This is a genomic window from Sorangium sp. So ce281 (assembly GCF_051527395.1).
In the GTDB taxonomy this organism is placed as follows: Bacteria; Myxococcota_A; Polyangia; order Polyangiales; family Polyangiaceae; genus Sorangium; species Sorangium cellulosum_B.
Genome location: NZ_CP150322.1, coordinates 5,583,936 through 5,601,212, shown reverse-complemented (window position 1 = coordinate 5,601,212; position 17,277 = coordinate 5,583,936). Strand labels below are relative to the sequence as shown.

Here is a 17,277-nt window from a genome sequence, read left to right as displayed (position 1 = left end):
CGAAGGTAACGGGGATCGGGACACAATTTCCTTCAGGATTTTCCTGACCGTCCGGAAACGCCTTGGGCGGTTCGCTTCGTCCGGGCAAAAACTGAGTAGAAACGGGACATAAGCCGGAGGTGCACCCACACGTCGTTGGTCGTTTCGGCACCCAATCCGCTTGCTTGGCGGGCCTGGTCCATGGACACTCGTCAGGTAATTTCTGACGAGGTTCTCTACGTGGATCCTGGCTCCCAACTGCGTTGCTCCTCCGGTTCGGCCAGGGAGAGGTCCGTGATCGCTGAGGCGCTGCCTGACCCTGCCGACCCGGGCCGCGCTCCAGCCGAGGAGCGACGGCTGCCGCCTCGTTCCGGGATCGTCCGCCACGCGGGCCGCGAGCGGGGGGCGCCGACGGGGCTCCCGTCGGGGCGTGGCGCCGGGGCGGTAGGCGGGATCACCACGGGGGCCCCGGCGTGTGGGCGGCTGGCCGTCGACCCGCTCGTCGGTCGTACAGAGCACGGACTGCACATCGAGCGGCTCATCGCCGAGGGGGGGATGGGCGCGGTGTACGCGGCCCGCCGCGCCGCGACGGGAGAGCCGGTCGCCCTCAAGGCGCTCCGGCGCGTGCACGCGGGGGACGCCGGGATCGAGAGCCGGTTCGCCCGCGAGGTGCGGCTCGCCCGCCGCATCGACCACCCGAACGTCTGCCCCGTGCTCGGCGAGGGGCGCCTCGAGGACGGGCGGCCGTTCTTCGTGATGCCGCTCTTCGACGGCGTGACGCTGAGCGAGGAGGTCCGGCAGCACGGCCCCTTGCCGATCGGCCGCGCGCTCGCCCTCGCGGACCAGATCCTCGCCGGCCTCGCGGCGATGCACGCGGCGAAGGTCGTCCACCGCGACCTCCAGCCCGGCAACATCCTGCTCGTCCCCGGGGCGCGGGGCGCCGGGGCAGGGGAGGGCGCGACGACGGTCAAGCTCATCGATCTCGGCTTCGCGCACGAGCCCGGCGTCGACACGGGCGACGGCGTGACGCCGGACAGCCCCGGGTCGCTCGTCGGCACGCTGCGCTTCATGTCGCCGGAGCAGGCGATGCGGAGCCGCGCGATCACCGAGCGGAGCGACCTGTTCGCGGCCGCGCTGCTCATCTACTACGCCCTCTCGGGCAAGCTCCCCTTCCGGGGCCGGGGCGATCTCGACGTGCTCGTCGCGATCGTGCGGTCCGCGCCCGTGCCCCTCCGGCGGGAGCGCCGTGATGTCCCGCGCGTGCTCGACGAGGTGCTCTCGCGGGCCCTGTCCAAGCACCCCGACCGCCGCTTCCCCAGCGCCTCGGCGATGCGCGACGCCCTCGCCGGCGTGCCGGTGTAGCCAAGGCAGCGCTCCGCGCGCCCCGGCGCCGGCCCGCTCCTTGCCACGACGGTGCCGCCTGCACCGCGCCGCCCGGCACCGCGATCCGGGGCTGTGCACGCGCTGCTCAAGCGCGGCGGCGCGGGGCGGTGAGCTTCACGCGAGGGGAACCCCATGGACGCACTCGATCTCTTGGAGCAGCAGCATCTCGAAGTCAGCGCCCTGATGGCGCGCATCGCCGCCGAGCCCAGCCCGGGCCTCCGGACGGCGATGGTCGCGCAGCTCTCCCGGATGATCGACGCGCACGTACGCATCGAGGAGACGTACCTCTACCCGGTGTGTGCCGAGCGGATGGCCGGCGACAGGAAGCCGCTCCACGACGCGTACGAGAAGCACGGCCTCGCGCGCTTCGCGGCGGACAACCTGCTGCGCACGCGCGTGACCGATGTGCGCTTCGAGGCGCGCCTGCGGCTCCTGCGGGACATTTTCGCCCACCACGCCGACGAGGAGGAGGACATCCTGTTCCCCAAGGCGAAGCGGGGCCTGACGGACGAGCAGCTCGACGTGATCGGCAGCGATCTGGAGCGCGCTTACGAGGTGCTGCTGCGCGTCGGCGTGCCCGCGGGCGCCCCGCTCGCGCGCTCGGAGCGCGGCTGGCCCCGGCGCGGCGCCCACGCCGTGCGCGCCCTGCGCCCCGTGTCGCGGCGCCGCGGCGAAGCGCTCCGCGTCCGCGGCTGTTGATCCGCTTCGGATACGGGCCCATCTCGACGTTTTCGGTGCTCAGCGCACCTTCGTTCGCTTCCGCGCCGAAAACGCCGATCTGGGCCCGTCTCCTGTGCGGGTGACCGTCGCTCTGCGCTGCAGGGGGGCGACGCTCTAGACGGGGACGGGGCCGCCGAACGCGCCGAGGAAGCGCGCGATCCAGACGGCGAGCATCAGGACCGCCAGCGCGATGCCGAGCCGCGTGACCCACGCGCCCTGCACCCCCTCGGCGGCCGCGATGCGGCCGTCCTTCACGTAGATCGCCGCGTTGTACGCGAGCGCGGCGATCACGAGCGGCGCCATGACCGGGGAGAGCGGGTGGAGGCGCAGCGCGTCGGCCAGGTGGCCCTGCGCGAGGGCGAGCGTCGCGCGCGTGAGCCCGCAGCCGGGGCAGGGGTGGCGGGTGACGATCGCGAACGGGCAGAGCGGTGCGCCGCACGCGACGAGGAGCCCGAGCACCGCCGCCGCGGTGCCGAGTCGCGCCGCGCGGCCGCGCACGTGCGCCGCGCTCCATCGGGACAGGGCCGACGGAGCGGGCGAACGGGCTTCGGTCGAGCTGGACGGCGACACGGCGGAGGACCGCGGCGCGGGTCAGGCGGCGTTCGGGTCCCAGACCTCGTTGAGGTCCTTCGCGAGGGCGTAGAGCGGGAGGAAGACGTAGAGCACGATGCCCTCGGCCTGCTGGTTGCGCGAGCCGGCCATCTGCTTGGCCCGGGTCACCTGCTCCGGCACCTTCACCCAGAGGAAGTAGTAGTTGAGGAACGGGACGAAGAGGTACCAGGGCTTGAACTCGGGGTCCTTCGTCGCCTGCTGGAGCTCGTTCAGCATCGCCCACATCTGCCAGAGGGCGTAGAGGAAGCAGACCATCCCGATCACGCACACCGTGACCGGATTGCGGATCTCACCCTTCGCGCCCGGGGCCATCGAGCCGCCGCCGCCGTACACGCCCAGGTTGCTGGCCGCCTGGCCGAACTGGCCGGGCGCCGACATCTGAGCGCCGCCGGGCGACCCGCCGTAGCCGGGATCGCTCACGCCCGGAGGGCTGCCGTAGCTGCCGCCGGGCGACCCGCCGTAGCCGCCGCCCGGAGGGCTGCCGTAGCCGCCAGCCGGCGACCCGCCATAGCCGCCGCCCGGAGGGCTGCCGTAGCTGCCTCCCGGGGGGCTGCCGTAGCCGCCGCCCATCGGGTCCTGGCCCGGAGGCGGCCCGTACCCGCTGGCGCCGTGCTGCGGAGGCTGCCCGTAGCCGGGCGGCGCGCCGCCGGGCGGCTGCCCGTAGCCGGGCGGCTGCCCGTACCCAGGCGGCTGCCCGTAACCGGGCGGCTGCCCGTAGCCGGGAGGCGCGCCGCCGGGGCCGCCCATCGGGTCCTGGCCCGGGGGCGGCCCGAAAGGATTCCCGCCCGGGCCGCCCTGAGGGGGCTGGCCGTAGCCGCCCTGAGGAGGCTGGCCGTAGCCGCCGGGCGGAGGAAACGCGCCGGGCGGCGCGCCCGCGGCCCCGCCCATGCCGCCGGGCGGCTGGCCCGGGGCGCCGTACCCGGGCATCTGGTCGATTGCCATGGTGCCGCCGAGCGGGTTCACGCCCTGGGGCTGCTGGCCGAACGGCGCATAGCCGCCGGACGGGCTCGCGGCCGCGCCGCCGAAGGCCGGGCCAGACGGCTGCTGCCCGCCGGGGGACGGCGAGCCGTAGCCCATCCCGGGAGGCGGCGGGGCAGGGGGAGGCCCCGCCGAAGCGCCCAGCCCCGCCGGCGGGACGCCGACCACCGTGCCGGCGAGGCCCTGCGGTGGGCTCGGGATCGCGGCCATGCCCGGCGGCGCTCCGGCAGGAGGCGCCGGAGGCGGAGGCGCCCCCGGCGCGCGCGGACCCGCCGCGCCCGCCCCGGAGGACGGCTGACTCATCAGCATGGTGCCTTTGAACTTCGGCGCGGCTGCGCTCTTCAGGTTGTAGCCGCACTTCGTGCACGTGGACGCCGTTTCCGAGTTTTGCGTCCCACAATTCGGACAGAACACGCACCACCTCCGGCGGGGGATTCGCTGCTACGGATGTCCGCGCCCCTGCGCGTCATAATGGGCGCCGAGGGTAGTTGAAGCGCGTTCCGGTTCTCAAGTGAAAGACGAAGAACGCTGCGGACTTCTCGGCAGGCTACGCGGTCTTCGTCAGAAAACCCAGGGAGTACCGCGTGGCCACGTGCTCCAGGCAGGGGCGGGTCGTGGCGGGGGGCCGCGTCTACGTCTACGACCACGATCACGAGCACGGCCACCTCGCGGGGAGCCGTCCGGTTTCTGGGCAGCGGCGGGCTTTGTGTGGTCCGCTTTATGTTTCCCCCCGGCGCGCCTTGACAGTGACCACCGTCGCTCACTAGCGTGCCCGCGCCTCGGGACGGCTCCGTACGACGGACAACCGAATGCCCGGCCGCCGGTGCGCGGGGCTGTCCGCCTCCGGCAGGCGCCTCCAGATCGGAGGCGCACGAGGGTGCGCCCGGTCTGCCGGGCGGACCCTCGCTGAAAGGGGCCCGCGTTGCGGGGTCCCGACTGCATGTGGAAGCGGGCACGCCGCGAGCGCGGCGCGCCCAGGGAGCCAGCGGACCGTGCCAACAGCCGACATGACCGAACAATTTGCTCTGACCGCCGAGCGGCGAACCGAGTTCGAGAAGATCCTCGCGCGCTACCCGAACCGCCAGGCCGCGTGCATCCCCGTGCTCCACCTCTGCCAGGAACAGGAGGGGTGGGTCTCCGAGCGCGTGGTCCGCTGGGTCGCCGAGCAGCTCGGCCTCTCGGCGGCGCACGTCCAGGGGGTCGCGACCTTCTACACGCTCTTCAACAAGGAGCCCGTCGGCAAGCACCAGGTCTGGGTCTGCCGGACGCTGAGCTGCGCGCTGAACGGCGCGGACCAGGTGCTCCACCACTGCGAGAAGCGGCTCGGGATCCACGCCGGCGAGACCACGAAGGACGGGAAGATCACGCTGCGCACAGCAGAGTGCCTCGCCTCGTGCGGCACCGCCCCGATGATGCAGGTCGATCGCGACTACCACGAGGGCCTCACGCTCGAGAAGGTGGACGCGATCCTCGATCGGTTGACGAGGTGACGAGATGCTCCGGCTGACGCGCTATCTGACCAAGAACTACGACACGCCCGACGGCCACAAGCTGTCCGTCTACGAGAAGGGCGGCGGCTACCAGCAGGCGAAGCGCGCCCTCGGGATGACGCGCGAGGCGCTCGTCGAGGAGATGAAGGCGGCGAACATCCGCGGCCGCGGCGGCGCCGGCTTCGCGATGGGCGTGAAGTGGAGCTTCATGCCGTGGCCCCCGAAGCCCGAGCGGCCGCACTACCTCGTCATCAACGCGGACGAGGGCGAGCCCGGCACCTTCAAGGACCGCACCCTGATGGAGAAGAACCCTCACGCCGTCGTCGAGGGGTGCATCATCGGGTGCTTCGGGATCGGCGCCCACGCCGCGTACATCTACGTGCGCGACGAGCTGCACCTCTCGAAGGCGCGGCTCTGGGGGGCGATCGAGGAGGCGCGCGCGAAGGGCTACCTCGGCAAGCGCCCGTTCGGGATCGACTACCCCGTCGAGGTCTACGTCCACACCGGCGCCGGCGCGTACATCTGCGGCGAGGAGACGGCGCTCCTCAACTCGCTCGAGGGCAAGCGCGGCGAGCCGCGGCTCAAGCCGCCGTTCCCCGCCCAGTTCGGCGCGTTCGGGATGCCGACGACCGTGAACAACCTGGAGACGATCGCGGCCGTGCCCACGGCGCTCGAGCTCGGGGGGGAGAACTTCTCGAAGCTCTCCTCGCTGCACCACCTGAAGGACGGCGGCTGCCGGCTCTTCGGCGTGAGCGGCCACGTGAACAACCCCGGGATCTTCGAGGCGGCCGTCGGGGTCACGCTCCGCGACCTCATCTACGAGTACGGCGGCGGCGTGAAGCACGGCAAGCTCCTCGGGGTCATCCCGGGCGGCTCGTCGTGCCCGATCCTGCGCGCCGACGAGGTCGTCAACGCGCCGAGCGACAAGTCGCCGCTCCACCCGTGGCACGGCCAGAGCGTGCTCGACGTGCCGCTCGGCGTGGACACGTTCCGCGCGCTCGGGACGATGCTCGGGACCTGCTGCGCCATCGTGCTCAGCGACAAGGCGTGCCCCGTCCTCGCGATGCACAACCTGATGCGCTTCTACCGCCACGAGTCGTGCGGCCAGTGCACGCCGTGCCGCGAGGGCAGCGCCTGGATCCACCGGATCCTCGATCGCATCGTGCACGGCGAGGGGACGATCGAGGAGCTCGATCGGCTGCACGAGATCGCCGACAACATCATGGGCAACACCATCTGCGCCTTCGGCGAGGGCACGGCGATGCCCGCGCTCGGCTTCCTCCGGAAGTTCCGCAAGGAGTTCGAGGCGTACATCCAGACCAAGGGCCGCTCGTCGACAGGGGTGCTCACGCCGTGAAAATCTTCGAGTTCGCCTTCTTCGGGCTGGCGTCGCTGCTCGTCCTGCTCGGCGGCCTGACCACGGTCGCGGCCAGGAACCCGATCCGCGGCGCGATGGGCCTGCTCACGTCGATCGTCGGCATCGCGGGGCTCTACCTGATGCTCTCGGCGGAGTTCCTCGCCGCGATCCAGATCCTCGTGTACGCGGGCGCGGTCGTCATCCTCTTCCTCTTCGTGATCATGCTCCTCGGCCCGTCGGCGACGTCGCCGCGCGACGCCCGCACCGCGGTGCCGCGCTACGTGGGCGCCGGCGTCCTCGGGGCGAGCAGCATCGGCGCGCTCGCCCTGGTCGCGAGCGCGTCGAAGCCGGGGGTCGTGGCCGTCCCGGCCGCCCCCGAGTCGCTCGGGACCATCGAGGCGCTCGGGCACGAGCTGTTCACGAAGGGGATCGTGCCGTTCGAGCTCTCGGGCGCGCTGCTCCTCGTCGCCGTGATCGGCGCCGTCGCCGTCGCCCGCGGCAAGCAGGTCGACCCGACGCTGCTGCCCGCCGGCGAAGGCCCGGACACCGCGTCGCCCGAGCCGGGCGATCAGGGGGCCGCGCAGCCGGGCGCCCTCGCGGGACACGCCACCCTGTCGGCGAAGGAGCCGCACTGATGATCTCCGTCCCCATCGAGTACTACCTCGTCGTCGCGGCGGTGCTGTTCCTGATCGGGTCGATCGGCTTCCTGCTGCGCAGGAACCTCATCGTCCTCCTGATGAGCATCGAGCTGATGCTCAACGCCGTGAACCTCACGCTCGTCGCGTACAACCGGGTGCACCCGCACGACCACGCCGGGCAGATCTTCACCTTCTTCGTCATCGCCATCGCGGCGGCGGAAGCCGCAGTCGGTCTCGCGATCGTGCTCGCGTTCTACCGCATCCGGAAGACGATGCGCTCGGACGACGCCGATCTCCTGAGGAGTTAGCGTGGAAGCCCTGAGAGTCTTATTCCCCGCGTCCGAGTTCGCGCTGCTCGCGGTCATCCTCGGCCTGCCGGCGCTCGGCGCGTTCGTGAACGGCCTCTTCGGCAAGCGCCTCGGCAAGGACGCGGTCCGGCTGATGGCGCTCGCCGCGCTCGGCGGCGCCTTCCTGGCGGCCGTCACGACGTTCCTGATGCTGCCCCACGAGGGCGGCAAGCTCACCTGGACGGCCTGGCGCTGGTTCTCGATCACCGGCCGGATGGGCCAGTCGATCCCGATCGACGTCGCCTTCAGCGTCGACGGCCTGAGCGGGACGATGATCCTCGTCGTCACCGGCGTCGGCTTCCTCATCCACCTCTACTCGTCCGCGTACATGCGCGAGGACCCGGGGTACTACCGGTTCTTCGCGTACCTGAACCTGTTCATCTTCTCGATGCTCGTGCTGATCATGGGCGACAACCTCGCCGTCCTCTTCGTGGGATGGGAGGGCGTCGGCATGTGCAGCTACCTGCTGATCGGGTTCTGGTTCAAGGACGACAAGAACGCGAGCGCCGGCAAGAAGGCGTTCGTCGTGAACCGCATCGGCGACTTCGGCCTCCTCGTGGCGATGGCGATGCTCGCCTACTACACGGGCACGCTGAACTTCGACGGCATCGCGGCGAACGCGGGCAACCTGCTCGCCGCGGTGAAGATCTGGCCGATCGGCAACATGTCGGCCGACACCGTGCCCGGCTTCCTGAGCTTCCTCATCCCGTCGCAGCCGGTGCTCGTCTACGCGGGGACGCTGGCCGCGCTCGCGCTGTTCCTCGGCTGCGCCGGCAAGAGCGCGCAGATCCCGCTCTACGTCTGGCTGCCCGACGCGATGGCCGGCCCGACGCCGGTCTCCGCCCTGATCCACGCCGCGACGATGGTGACCGCGGGCGTCTACCTCGTGGCCCGGCTCTCGGCGGTGTTCGTGCTGTCGCCGTTCGCGATGGCGGTCGTCGCGGTGACCGGCGTGGCCACGGCGCTGTTCGCGGCCTCGATCGGGCTCTTCCAGAACGACCTGAAGAAGGTGCTCGCCTACTCCACGGTGAGCCAGCTCGGGTTCATGTTCATCGGCGTGGGCGTCGGCGCGTTCGCCGCCGGCTTCTTCCACGTGCTCACGCACGCCTTCTTCAAGGCCTGCCTCTTCCTCGGCGCCGGCTCGGTGATCCACGCGATGCACGCCCGCATCCACGACACCGACCAGTCCCAGGACATGCGCAACATGGGCGGCCTCAAGAACCACATGCCGCTGACGCGCTGGACCTTCCTCTTCGCGTGCCTCTCGATCGCGGGCTTCCCCGGGTTCGCCGGGTTCTGGTCGAAGGACGAGATCCTGTGGCGCGCCTTCTCCAGCCGGATCGAGTCGGTGTCGACGCGCGGGCAGCCGGTGTGGCAGTGGCCCGAGTGGCTCGGCCCGGCGATCTACTTCGTCGGCATTCTCGCCGCGACGATGACCGCGTTCTACATGTTCCGCGCGTACTTCCAGACGTTCCACGGCGAGTTCCGCGGCTGGACGATCGTGCGCGGCTGGAAGGACCCGCACCCGCACGGCCACCACGACGACCACCACGGCCACGCGCACGGCGAGAAGCTCGAGGGCCCGGAGCCGCACGAGTCGCCGCTGCCGATGACGATCCCGCTGATCGTCCTCGGGGCGCTGTCGGTCTTCGCCGGCTTCCTCATGGCGGAGCCGCTCGTGCACCTCACCCACAACCACGCGTTCGCGCCGCTCGCGCACCTGCTCGAGCCGGTCTTCTCGCTGACGGAGCGGGCGGTGAAGACGCGCGAGGGGGTGGAGGGGCTGCTCTTCCCGATGATGCTGCCCGGCGTCGCGGCGTGCTTCACCGGCATCGGCCTGGCGATGCTCGTGTACTGGAACAAGCGCGGCGAGCCCGAGCGGCGCTTCGCCGAGGGCTTCCCGAGGCTCTACCGGCTCATCTACGACAAGTGGCGGATCGACGAGCTCTACAACGCCACGGTGGTGGGCATGGTCGACGCGATCGCCGACATCTTCACGATGGCCGACAAGTGGATCATCGACGGCATCATCGCGAAGCTCTCCGCGGCGCTGGTCGGGTTCTTCGGCACGGTGCTGCGCGCGCTCCAGACGGGCCGCGTGCAGGTCTACGCCGCGTCGATGGTCGTCGGCCTCGCCGGCGTCGGATGGTTCCTTGTCAAGCCGCACGCGGACGCGAACGTCGACGACGCGGAGCTGCGCCGGTCCGGCGAGGTGAGGCTCTCGGCGGCGCCGGGGCTCGGCTACCGGTACCGCTGGGAGGCGCCCGGCCTGCCGGCGCGCGACTTCTCCGAGGCGCCCGACGTCACGGTGAAGCTCGATCCCGGCGAGACCAAGGACGTCGTCCTCCGCGTGCGCAACGCGTTCGACCGCGAGGCGACCGAGACCTTCTCGTTCTCCAGGCCGGCGAGCCGCAAGACCCCCGCGGGCCCGACCACCATGCTGGGCTCGGACGTGCCCGCGCTGCCCCCGGGGGCGACCCCGGCGGAGCAGATCCATGACCTGATCCAGCCGAGAGGCCTGCAATGAGCGCGCTCGACCTCGTAACGCAGTACTGGCCGGCGCTCGCTGCCGGCGTCGTGGGAGCGATCCTCCCGCCGGGCGACGGGCAGGGCGCCGACGGCGCCCACGCCGGCGACGATCACCACGGCGACCACGGTGACGACCACCACGGCGACGGGCACGGCGAGGCCCACGCCGCCGCGGGGTACACCCCGTGGCAGCGGGCCGGTCTCGGGCTCATCGCCGCGCTCACGGTGCTCTTCGTGCAGTGGCTCTGGCCGTCCGGCGCCGCGGCGGAGGCGGCGGGAGCGACGGGAGCGACAGACGAGTGGTCGTCGCTGCTCAACGTGCTCATCGGGCTGCCCTTCGTGGGCGCCGTCGCGGTGCTGTTCGTGCCGCGGCAGCTGCTCTCGCTGCTCCGGGGCTTCACGCTGGCCGTGCTCGGCGCGGGCTTCCTCGCGTCGCTGTGGCTGCTCACCGTGCCGATGACCGTGGGCTGGCACTTCCAGTCGATCAAGGAGTGGATCCCGTCGCTGGGCATCCGGTGGCACGTCGCGATCGACGGCATCAGCCTCTGGCTCGTCCTGCTGACGACGTTCATCGCGCCCATCGCGGCGTACGCGTCGTTCGGCTCGATCAAGAGCCGGATCAAGGAGCTCTGCTTCTGCCTCCTGTTCCTGCAGGGGGCGATGCTCGGCGCGTTCGTCGCGCTCGACCTGTTCCTGTTCTTCGTCTTCTGGGAGCTGATGCTGGTGCCGATGTTCGTGATGATCGGCATCTGGGGCGGCGTCGAGAAGATCAAGGCGGCGCTCAAGCTCTTCGTCTACACGATGGCGGGCTCGATGCTGATGCTCGCGGGCATCGTGTACCTCGTGTGGGCGAACCAGAAGCTCACGGGCGCCTACACGTTCGATTACCTCGCGCTGTCGCGCGTGGTGCTGCCCCGGGGCGCGCAGATGCTCTGCTTCTGGGCGTTCTCGATCGCGTTCTTCATCAAGGTGCCGATGTGGCCGGTGCACACGTGGCTGCCGGACGCCCACGTGCAGGCGCCGACCGGCGGCTCGGTGATCCTGGCCGCGGTGATGCTGAAGATCGGGACGTACGCGTACCTGCGCTTCTCGATGGGCCTCTTCCCCGGGCCGGCCTCCAGCCTCGCGGCCAACCTGGCCGGCATCGCGATCCTCGGCGGGGTGATCTACGGCGCGCTCGTCGCCTGGAAGCAGTCCGACGTGAAGCGCCTCGTGGCGTACTCGTCGGTCGCCCACCTGGGCTACGTGATGCTCGGGCTCTTCGGCGTCACGCCGAGCGGGATCCAGGGCGCGGTGATCCAGATGGTGAACCACGGCGTCTCCACCGGCGCGCTCTTCCTCCTCGTCGGCGTGATCTACGACCGCCGGCACACCCGTGAGGTCGCGGAGTTCGGCGGCCTGGCCAAGGTGATGCCGGTCTACGCGACGCTCTTCCTGATCGTGACGTTCGCCTCCGTCGGCGTGCCCGGCACGAACGGGTTCATCGGCGAGTTCATGATCATCATGGGGACCTACGCCTCCGAGCGCCTCGGGACGTTCAGCGGGATCCACACGATCGGCGCCGCGGCGGGCGTCATCCTCGCCGCCGTCTACATGCTGAGCGTGGTGCAGAAGATGTTCTTCGGGCCGCTCACGAACCCGAAGAACAAGCACCTGCCCGACGTGACGCCCCGCGAGGCCCTCGCGCTCGCGCCCCTGGTCCTCATGATCTTCGTGATCGGCCTGTTCCCTGCGATCTTCCTCGATCGGATGAAGGAGTCGGTCCTGTCCACTTACAACCAGTTCAAGGTCGTCTCCGGGCAGGCGATCCTCTTCGCGGACGAACGGAACGCGAAGCTCCTGCCCGAGGACACGTTCTCCCCCGCCTTCCTGAAGGGGGCGCCCTCGCCGGGATCCGGCGAGGGCGCGGCGGGGGCGGGTGAAGACGAGCAGGCTCGGCGCGATCGGGCGGCGGGCGGCGCGCTCGCGGCGCGCGCGGGGGAGGCGGCGCGATGATCCTCGGACCGTACATCGCGGTATCGCCGCTCATCGTCATCTCGCTCGGCGGCGCGCTGCTGATGCTCGCGGAGGCGTTCTCGCACCGCCGCGAGGAGTCGCACGATCGCCGCTCCGGCCCCTCGTCCGACATGGCGCTCGGGACCGCGATCACGCTCCTCGCCGGGGCGGTGTTCTCGGGCGCGGTCGGGTTCGTCGGCCCCGAGACGCTGGAGGGGTTCGACTCGCTCGCCCCGTACCTGGTCATGGACCGGTTCACGCTGTTCTTCTCCTTCGTGCTCTGCCTGGGCGGCGCGCTGGCGGCGCTGCTCGCCGGGGGGTACCTCCCGGAGCACCGGCTCGATCGCGGGGAGTTCTACCCGCTGCTGACCTTCTCGACGGTCGGGGCGATCATCCTCGCCGGCGCGGGGGATCTGCTGACGCTCTTCCTCGGCCTGGAGACGATGTCGCTCGGGGCGTACGCGCTGACCGGGTTCCGCCGTACGTCGCCGCGGAGCACCGAGGCGGCGATCAAGTACTTCCTGCTCGGCTCGTTCGCGGCGGCGCTGCTGCTGTACGGCGGCGCGCTGATCTACGGGGCGACGGGGCACACCGACCTCGCGGGGATCGGCGAGGTCATCGCGGGCGCGAAGGGGGCGGCGGCGCCGAACCCGGCGCTGCTGCTCATCGGTGCGGCGCTGGTGCTCGTCGGGCTCGCGTTCAAGGTGAGCGCGGTGCCGTTCCACATGTGGACGCCGGACGCGTACGAGGGCGCGCCGACGCCGGCCACGACGTTCATGGCGGTGGCGGTGAAGGGCGCGGCGTTCGCGACGCTCCTGCGGGTGCTGCTCGGGGCGTTCGGTGGCCCGGCGCTCTCGTCGTGGGCCGCGGGCTGGCCGCCGGCCGTGGCGGTGATGGCGCTGCTCACGATGACGGTCGCGAACCTCATCGCGGGCCGGCAGGAGTCGGTGAAGCGGATGCTCGCGTACTCGAGCATCGCGCACGCCGGGTACCTGCTCGTGGGCGTGGCGGCGACGGTGCGGGCGAGCGAGGACGCGCAGGCGAGCGTGATGTTCTACCTGCTCGTCTACACGGTCTCGACGGTCGGCGCCTTCGGCACGCTCATCCTCTGCGGCAGCCGTGGGGCCGAGGCGGTGAGCTACGAGGACCTCGCCGGCATCGGCAAGCGGCACCCGGTGGCGGCGCTCGCGTTCTCGCTCTTCCTGCTGTCGCTGGCCGGCGTGCCGCCGACCGCGGGCTTCTTCGGCAAGCTCTACATCGTCAAGGCGGCGATGGGCGCGGAGCTGTACACGCTGTCCGTGGCGCTGCTCCTCAACAGCGTGCTGTCGGCCTACTACTATCTGCGGGTGCTCGTGTACATGTACATGCGCGAGCCGGCCCCCGGCGCTCCCATCGCGCGGCCGATGCGCTCGGGCTACGTCAACGCGGCCCTGGTGGTGTCCGCGGTGCTCGTGATGGTCCTCGGCATCTGGCCGACGACCTCGCTCGGGATCGCAGTACGCGCGGTCCTCGCCTCCCGCTAGAGCGGGGGCCCACCCGCTTCGGATACGGGCCCACCTCGACGTTTTCGGTGCTCGGCGCACCGGAGTGCGCCTGTGCGCCGAAAACGCCGATCTGGGCCCGTCTCCTGTGCGGGTGAACCCCCGCTCGGCAACGCGGGTGCTGGCCTGAGAAGAGCGCTGCCAACTCGTATGGCAACGGGGCGCCGGCGCTCGAGGCGCTCGGGCTTCGTTCGGTAGCGAAACCACGGTGCTGCGCGGGGCGCGCGAGTTGCTAGAGTCGGCGCCGATGCGAACCGGCGAGAAGCTGCAGAGAAGAGCGGGGGATGGAAGGATGCGAGCGGCGTGCGTCGCGCTGCTCGGAGCGCTCGGGTGTCAGGGAGGGAACGCGAGCAGCGGCGCGACCGCGGGGAGCGCGACACCGGCGGGGAGCGCGGCGCCCGTGGCTGCAGGGGCCGCGGCGGGGAGCGCGAGCGCTGCGCCGGGGACCGCGGCGGCCGCGGGGAGCGCGAGCGCCGGCGCTGTGGGGAGCGCGCAGGCCGGGGCGGGCGAGGCGCACGAGATCTCGCTGACCTCGGACGACGTCGCGAAGGTGATGAACCCGAAGCGACAGGCGCCGTACAGCGGGCCCACGGGGACGCTGCGAGGACGCGTCACCATCAAGGGCGACCCGCCGCCCGATACAGGGCTCAGCTTCCCGATCGGCAAGTGCGGCGAGGCCGCCGCGACCTACGGGCGGCTGTTCCGCGTGGGACAGCAGAACGGGGTCGCCGACGCGCTCGTCACCGTCGTCAACTACAGCGGCTACGTGCCGGAGCGCGAGGAGGCGGAGAAGGTGACCATCCACGGGTGCGCGTTCTCGAAGCGGACCGTGGTCATGTCCTACGGTCAGCGGCTCGAGGTCGCGAACCTCGATCCCCTGGAGCCGTACATGCCGAACCTCGAGGGCGCCCCCTTCATGGCGGTCCTCGTCGCCGTGCCCCAGGGCGACCCGGTGAAGTTCTACCCGCCGCAGCCAGGCTACTACCACCTCGTGGACAAGCTGCCGAAGCCGTTCCTCAAGGCCGAGGTCTTCGTGCTCAAGTTCGCGACGCACGACGTGACCGGGCTCGACGGCAAGTACGAGATCAAGGGCATCCCCGTGGGCAAGGTGCTCACCGCCGCCCTGCTGCCGGCGATCGAGCAGGACGTGAAGCGGGAGATCGAGATCAAGGAGGGCGAGAACACGCTCGATTTCGAGCTCAATTTCGACCTCAAGAAGTACAGCGAGAAGCCGCACACCAAGCGCGCGCCTTGAGCTAGACGGCGGGGGCTCGCGCCCCCCGTGTAGCTCAACGCGCGCCGCCCGCGAGCTCCCGGTGGACGCGCTGCTCGACCTCCTGGGACAGCGTATCCGGGGCGCCGAGCGCGGGCGGCAGCGACGGGCCGAGCCAGGTGAGCGCGGCGTCGCGGCCGACGCGACGGAAGAGCAGCTCGGCAAAGAGGAGACGGGCGAGCCGCGAGGGGGCCACGGTGGGGCCGCCCGCCGGCGCGGACAGGTCGAGGGCGTCGCAGGCCCGGGTCAGCGCGTCGAGATCGCCGCTCAGATCGGCCGCCACCGCGAGCGCCACGAGCGCCGAGGCGCTCGCCGGATCGGCCGCCGAGACGAGCTCGGCCTGCTCGCGGGCCTCGCCGAGGCGGCCCAGCGCGGCCGCGCGCACCGCGACCTCGGCGGGCGTCAGATCCGCGTCGCGCGCCAGGCGGCGGGCGCGGCGCAGCTGGCCCAGCACGAGCGCCTCGTCGACCTCGGCCAGCTGCCCCCGTGACGGCATCCGCCGCCCCGGGACGGCTGCCCCCGGCGCAGCCAGCTCCCTCAGGCGCCGCGCAGCCTGCTCGGCCACCGCGCGATCGCCCGCCTCGACGGCCGCAGCGCGCAGCGCGCGCCACGCCTCCGCCGACCAGGGGCGCCGCACAACGAGCGCCCGCAAGGCGAGGCGCGCGTCGTCCGTGCGGCCCAGCCGCCGCAGGATCTCGGCCCGGAGCAGGGCGCCGTCGTCACGATCCGGATCGAGCAGGATCGCCCGATCGATCCGCCCGAGCGCCGCCTCGAGCCGCCCCACCGAGAGATCGCAGCGCGCCTGCTCGCGGTAGGCCGGCTCGTAGTCGGGCTCGATCGCGCGGGCGCGCTCGAAGGCGGCCCCCGCCGCCTCCCCGCGCCCGAGCCGGCAGCGCACGGTCCCGATACGCGTCCAGATGTCCGCGCTGTCGGGGTCTCCGTCCTCCGCCAGCTCGTACGCCTCCAGCGCCGTCGCGAGATCGCCGCGCGCCTCGGCCTCGGCGCCGATCGCATACAGCGCATAGGCGTGCGCCGCGATGGTACGACCCTCGATGATCTGGCCGTCGATCGAGCGCGCGACCCGGGGCGCGGCGCAGCCGGCAATGGACGTCAACGCCGTCAACGCCGTCAACGCCGTCAACGCCGTTAGCGCCGTGAACGCCGTTAGCGCCGTGAACGCCGCCAGCGCCGCGGGCGCCGCGATCTCCGCGAACGTCGCGAGGACCACGCGCGGCGCGCGCCGCGCGGCGGAGAGCGGCACGGCTACGCGCACGCGGCGATCTCGGCGAGGAGGCGGTCGTTCTCCTCCGGCAGGCCGACGGTGATGCGGAGCCGGTGCGCGAGGCGCCCGCCCGCCGCGTGGAAGCTGCGCACGAGGACGCCGCGCGCCGCGAGCGCCTCGAAGACCTCGCCGGCAGGGCGGCGCGTGCCGATCCAGAGGAAGTTGGCGTGGCTCGGCGCGACCGAGAGGCCGAGCTCGGCGAGCCCGGCCGCGAGGCGCTCGCGCTCGGCCGTCACGGCGGCGGCGGCGCGGCGGAGCTCGCCGCCGAGCTCCCGCAGGGCGAAGGCGGCCGCGCGCTGCGACGGGGTGGGCAGGTTGTAGGGCTGGCGGACCTTGTCGAGCTCGGCCACGAGCTCCCGGGCGCCGATGAGCCAGCCGATCCGCAGCGACGCGAGGCCGATCTTCGAGAGCGTCCGCAGCACGGCGACGTTCGGGTGCTTGCGCAGGAGGGCGAGCTGGTCGCGCGGGGCAAAGTCGATGTACGCCTCGTCGACGATCACGAGGGCGTCCCTCGCCGCGGCGGCGACCGCCTCGAGGCGGTCCTCCGACATGAGCGCGCCCGTCGGGTTGTTGGGCGAGGCGATGAAGACGACGTTGGGGCGCGCGAAATCGACGGCGCGGGCGAGGCCCGCCACGTCGAGATCCCAGCCGGCGTCGAGCGGGACCTCGACGACGCGCATCCCGCGCGCGCGCGCGCTCAGCTTGTACATGACGAAGGTGGGGCTGACCGTGACGACGCTCGCAGCGTCCGCGCCCTGCCGCGGGCGGCTGAGCGCGGTGAGCACGATCGAGATCACCTCGTCGGAGCCGACGCCGGCCACGATCTCGTCGGGCTCGGCGCCGCAGTGGGCGGCGATGGCCTCGCGGAGATCGAGGGCGCGCGCGTCGGGATAGCGTCCCCAGTCCTCGGGCGCCGCGGCGCGCGCGAGGGCCGCCCGCGCCTCGGCCGAGAGCAGCGGCGGGCTCTCGTTGGCGTCGAGGCGCACAGGGAAGTGCCCCGCGACCGGGGTGTAGGCGTGGAGCTCGGCGAGCTCCGGACGAAGCAGCGCAGGGAGGAAATCGGGCAGCGGCATGGCTCGGTCCATGGTCGTCGCGGGCGCGGCGATGAGGGAGGAGGAGGGCGGTATACTATCCGCCTCCTTCCAGGACCAGA

At 71.9% G+C, this 17,277-nt stretch carries 14 protein-coding genes and 1 pseudogene; 10 read left to right on the top strand and 5 right to left on the bottom strand.

The window, feature by feature from the left end:
• Window positions 1-273 precede the first annotated feature (273 nt).
• Both WMF27_RS21210 and WMF27_RS21205 read left to right on the top strand, forming a co-directional pair.
• Window positions 274-1,341: a serine/threonine-protein kinase gene (locus WMF27_RS21210; protein WP_437767067.1), complete on the top strand. Its 1,068-nt coding sequence runs from the start codon at window positions 274-276 to the stop codon at window positions 1,339-1,341.
• Window positions 1,342-1,494: 153 nt separating this feature from the next.
• Window positions 1,495-2,061: a hemerythrin domain-containing protein gene (locus WMF27_RS21205; protein ID WP_437767068.1), complete on the top strand. Its 567-nt coding sequence runs from the start codon at window positions 1,495-1,497 to the stop codon at window positions 2,059-2,061.
• 135 nt (window positions 2,062-2,196) lie between these two features.
• Here the strand turns inward: WMF27_RS21205 and WMF27_RS21200 are convergent, their stop codons facing one another.
• The 3 genes and pseudogenes from WMF27_RS21200 to WMF27_RS21190 form a co-directional block, all read right to left on the bottom strand.
• Window positions 2,197-2,580 (bottom strand): DUF2752 domain-containing protein, encoded by a 384-nt coding sequence (locus WMF27_RS21200; protein ID WP_437767069.1) that lies wholly within the window; start codon window positions 2,578-2,580, stop codon window positions 2,197-2,199.
• Between the two features lie 93 nt (window positions 2,581-2,673).
• Complete coding sequence (locus tag WMF27_RS21195; RefSeq protein ID WP_437770007.1) at window positions 2,674-3,981, bottom strand: hypothetical protein; 1,308 nt, start codon at window positions 3,979-3,981, stop codon at window positions 2,674-2,676.
• Window positions 3,982-4,020: 39 nt separating this feature from the next.
• Window positions 4,021-4,086 (bottom strand): annotated as a pseudogene (locus WMF27_RS21190) (zinc-ribbon domain-containing protein); the annotation flags it as partial.
• A 593-nt stretch (window positions 4,087-4,679) separates the two neighbouring features.
• Here WMF27_RS21190 and nuoE point away from each other — a divergent pair.
• The 8 genes from nuoE (at window position 4,680) to WMF27_RS21150 (ending at window position 14,824) form a co-directional block, all read left to right on the top strand.
• On the top strand, window positions 4,680-5,162 hold the full coding sequence (nuoE, locus tag WMF27_RS21185; protein ID WP_437767070.1) for an NADH-quinone oxidoreductase subunit NuoE: 483 nt from the start codon (window positions 4,680-4,682) through the stop codon (window positions 5,160-5,162).
• A gap of 4 nt (window positions 5,163-5,166) precedes the next feature.
• The gene (nuoF, locus tag WMF27_RS21180; RefSeq protein WP_437767071.1) at window positions 5,167-6,519 is read left to right on the top strand and encodes an NADH-quinone oxidoreductase subunit NuoF; all 1,353 of its coding nucleotides are present in this window, start codon (window positions 5,167-5,169) and stop codon (window positions 6,517-6,519) included.
• Window positions 6,516-7,154, top strand: coding sequence for an NADH-quinone oxidoreductase subunit J family protein (locus WMF27_RS21175; RefSeq protein ID WP_437767072.1), 639 nt, complete (start codon window positions 6,516-6,518; stop codon window positions 7,152-7,154). The genes nuoF and WMF27_RS21175 overlap by 4 nt, the downstream gene beginning before the upstream one ends.
• Complete coding sequence (gene nuoK / locus WMF27_RS21170; protein WP_437767073.1) at window positions 7,154-7,465, top strand: NADH-quinone oxidoreductase subunit NuoK; 312 nt, start codon at window positions 7,154-7,156, stop codon at window positions 7,463-7,465. The genes WMF27_RS21175 and nuoK overlap by 1 nt, the downstream gene beginning before the upstream one ends.
• Window position 7,466: 1 nt before the next feature.
• Window positions 7,467-10,031 carry an NADH-quinone oxidoreductase subunit L gene (gene nuoL / locus WMF27_RS21165; protein ID WP_437767074.1) on the top strand — a complete coding sequence of 855 codons (2,565 nt, stop codon included), beginning with the start codon at window positions 7,467-7,469 and terminating at the stop codon, window positions 10,029-10,031.
• Complete coding sequence (locus WMF27_RS21160; RefSeq protein ID WP_437767075.1) at window positions 10,028-12,028, top strand: complex I subunit 4 family protein; 2,001 nt, start codon at window positions 10,028-10,030, stop codon at window positions 12,026-12,028. Before nuoL ends, WMF27_RS21160 begins: the two co-directional genes overlap by 4 nt.
• Window positions 12,025-13,551, top strand: coding sequence for an NADH-quinone oxidoreductase subunit N (locus WMF27_RS21155; protein ID WP_437767076.1), 1,527 nt, complete (start codon window positions 12,025-12,027; stop codon window positions 13,549-13,551). The genes WMF27_RS21160 and WMF27_RS21155 overlap by 4 nt, the downstream gene beginning before the upstream one ends.
• A 265-nt stretch (window positions 13,552-13,816) precedes the next feature.
• Complete coding sequence (locus tag WMF27_RS21150; RefSeq protein WP_437944457.1) at window positions 13,817-14,824, top strand: hypothetical protein; 1,008 nt, start codon at window positions 13,817-13,819, stop codon at window positions 14,822-14,824.
• Window positions 14,825-14,858: 34 nt separating this feature from the next.
• Here the strand turns inward: WMF27_RS21150 and WMF27_RS21145 are convergent, their stop codons facing one another.
• Complete coding sequence (locus tag WMF27_RS21145; RefSeq protein ID WP_437944456.1) at window positions 14,859-16,115, bottom strand: tetratricopeptide repeat protein; 1,257 nt, start codon at window positions 16,113-16,115, stop codon at window positions 14,859-14,861.
• Window positions 16,106-17,197 (bottom strand): histidinol-phosphate transaminase, encoded by a 1,092-nt coding sequence (gene hisC, locus WMF27_RS21140; RefSeq protein ID WP_437767079.1) that lies wholly within the window; start codon window positions 17,195-17,197, stop codon window positions 16,106-16,108. The genes WMF27_RS21145 and hisC overlap by 10 nt, the downstream gene beginning before the upstream one ends.
• Window positions 17,198-17,277: the final 80 nt, after the last annotated feature.

What these genes read in the sequence shown, in the direction of transcription:
- WMF27_RS21205 (WP_437767068.1), top strand. Translation starts at nt 1,495, where the DNA reads ATGGACGCACTCGATCTCTTGGAGCAGCAGCATCTCGAAGTCAGCGCC.
- WMF27_RS21195 (WP_437770007.1), bottom strand. Translation starts at nt 3,981, where the DNA reads ATGCTGATGAGTCAGCCGTCCTCCGGGGCGGGCGCGGCGGGTCCGCGC.
- nuoE (WP_437767070.1), top strand. Translation starts at nt 4,680, where the DNA reads ATGACCGAACAATTTGCTCTGACCGCCGAGCGGCGAACCGAGTTCGAG.
- nuoF (WP_437767071.1), top strand. Translation starts at nt 5,167, where the DNA reads ATGCTCCGGCTGACGCGCTATCTGACCAAGAACTACGACACGCCCGAC.
- nuoK (WP_437767073.1), top strand. Translation starts at nt 7,154, where the DNA reads ATGATCTCCGTCCCCATCGAGTACTACCTCGTCGTCGCGGCGGTGCTG.
- WMF27_RS21160 (WP_437767075.1), top strand. Translation starts at nt 10,028, where the DNA reads ATGAGCGCGCTCGACCTCGTAACGCAGTACTGGCCGGCGCTCGCTGCC.
- WMF27_RS21155 (WP_437767076.1), top strand. Translation starts at nt 12,025, where the DNA reads ATGATCCTCGGACCGTACATCGCGGTATCGCCGCTCATCGTCATCTCG.
- WMF27_RS21150 (WP_437944457.1), top strand. Translation starts at nt 13,817, where the DNA reads ATGCGAACCGGCGAGAAGCTGCAGAGAAGAGCGGGGGATGGAAGGATG.
- hisC (WP_437767079.1), bottom strand. Translation starts at nt 17,197, where the DNA reads ATGCCGCTGCCCGATTTCCTCCCTGCGCTGCTTCGTCCGGAGCTCGCC.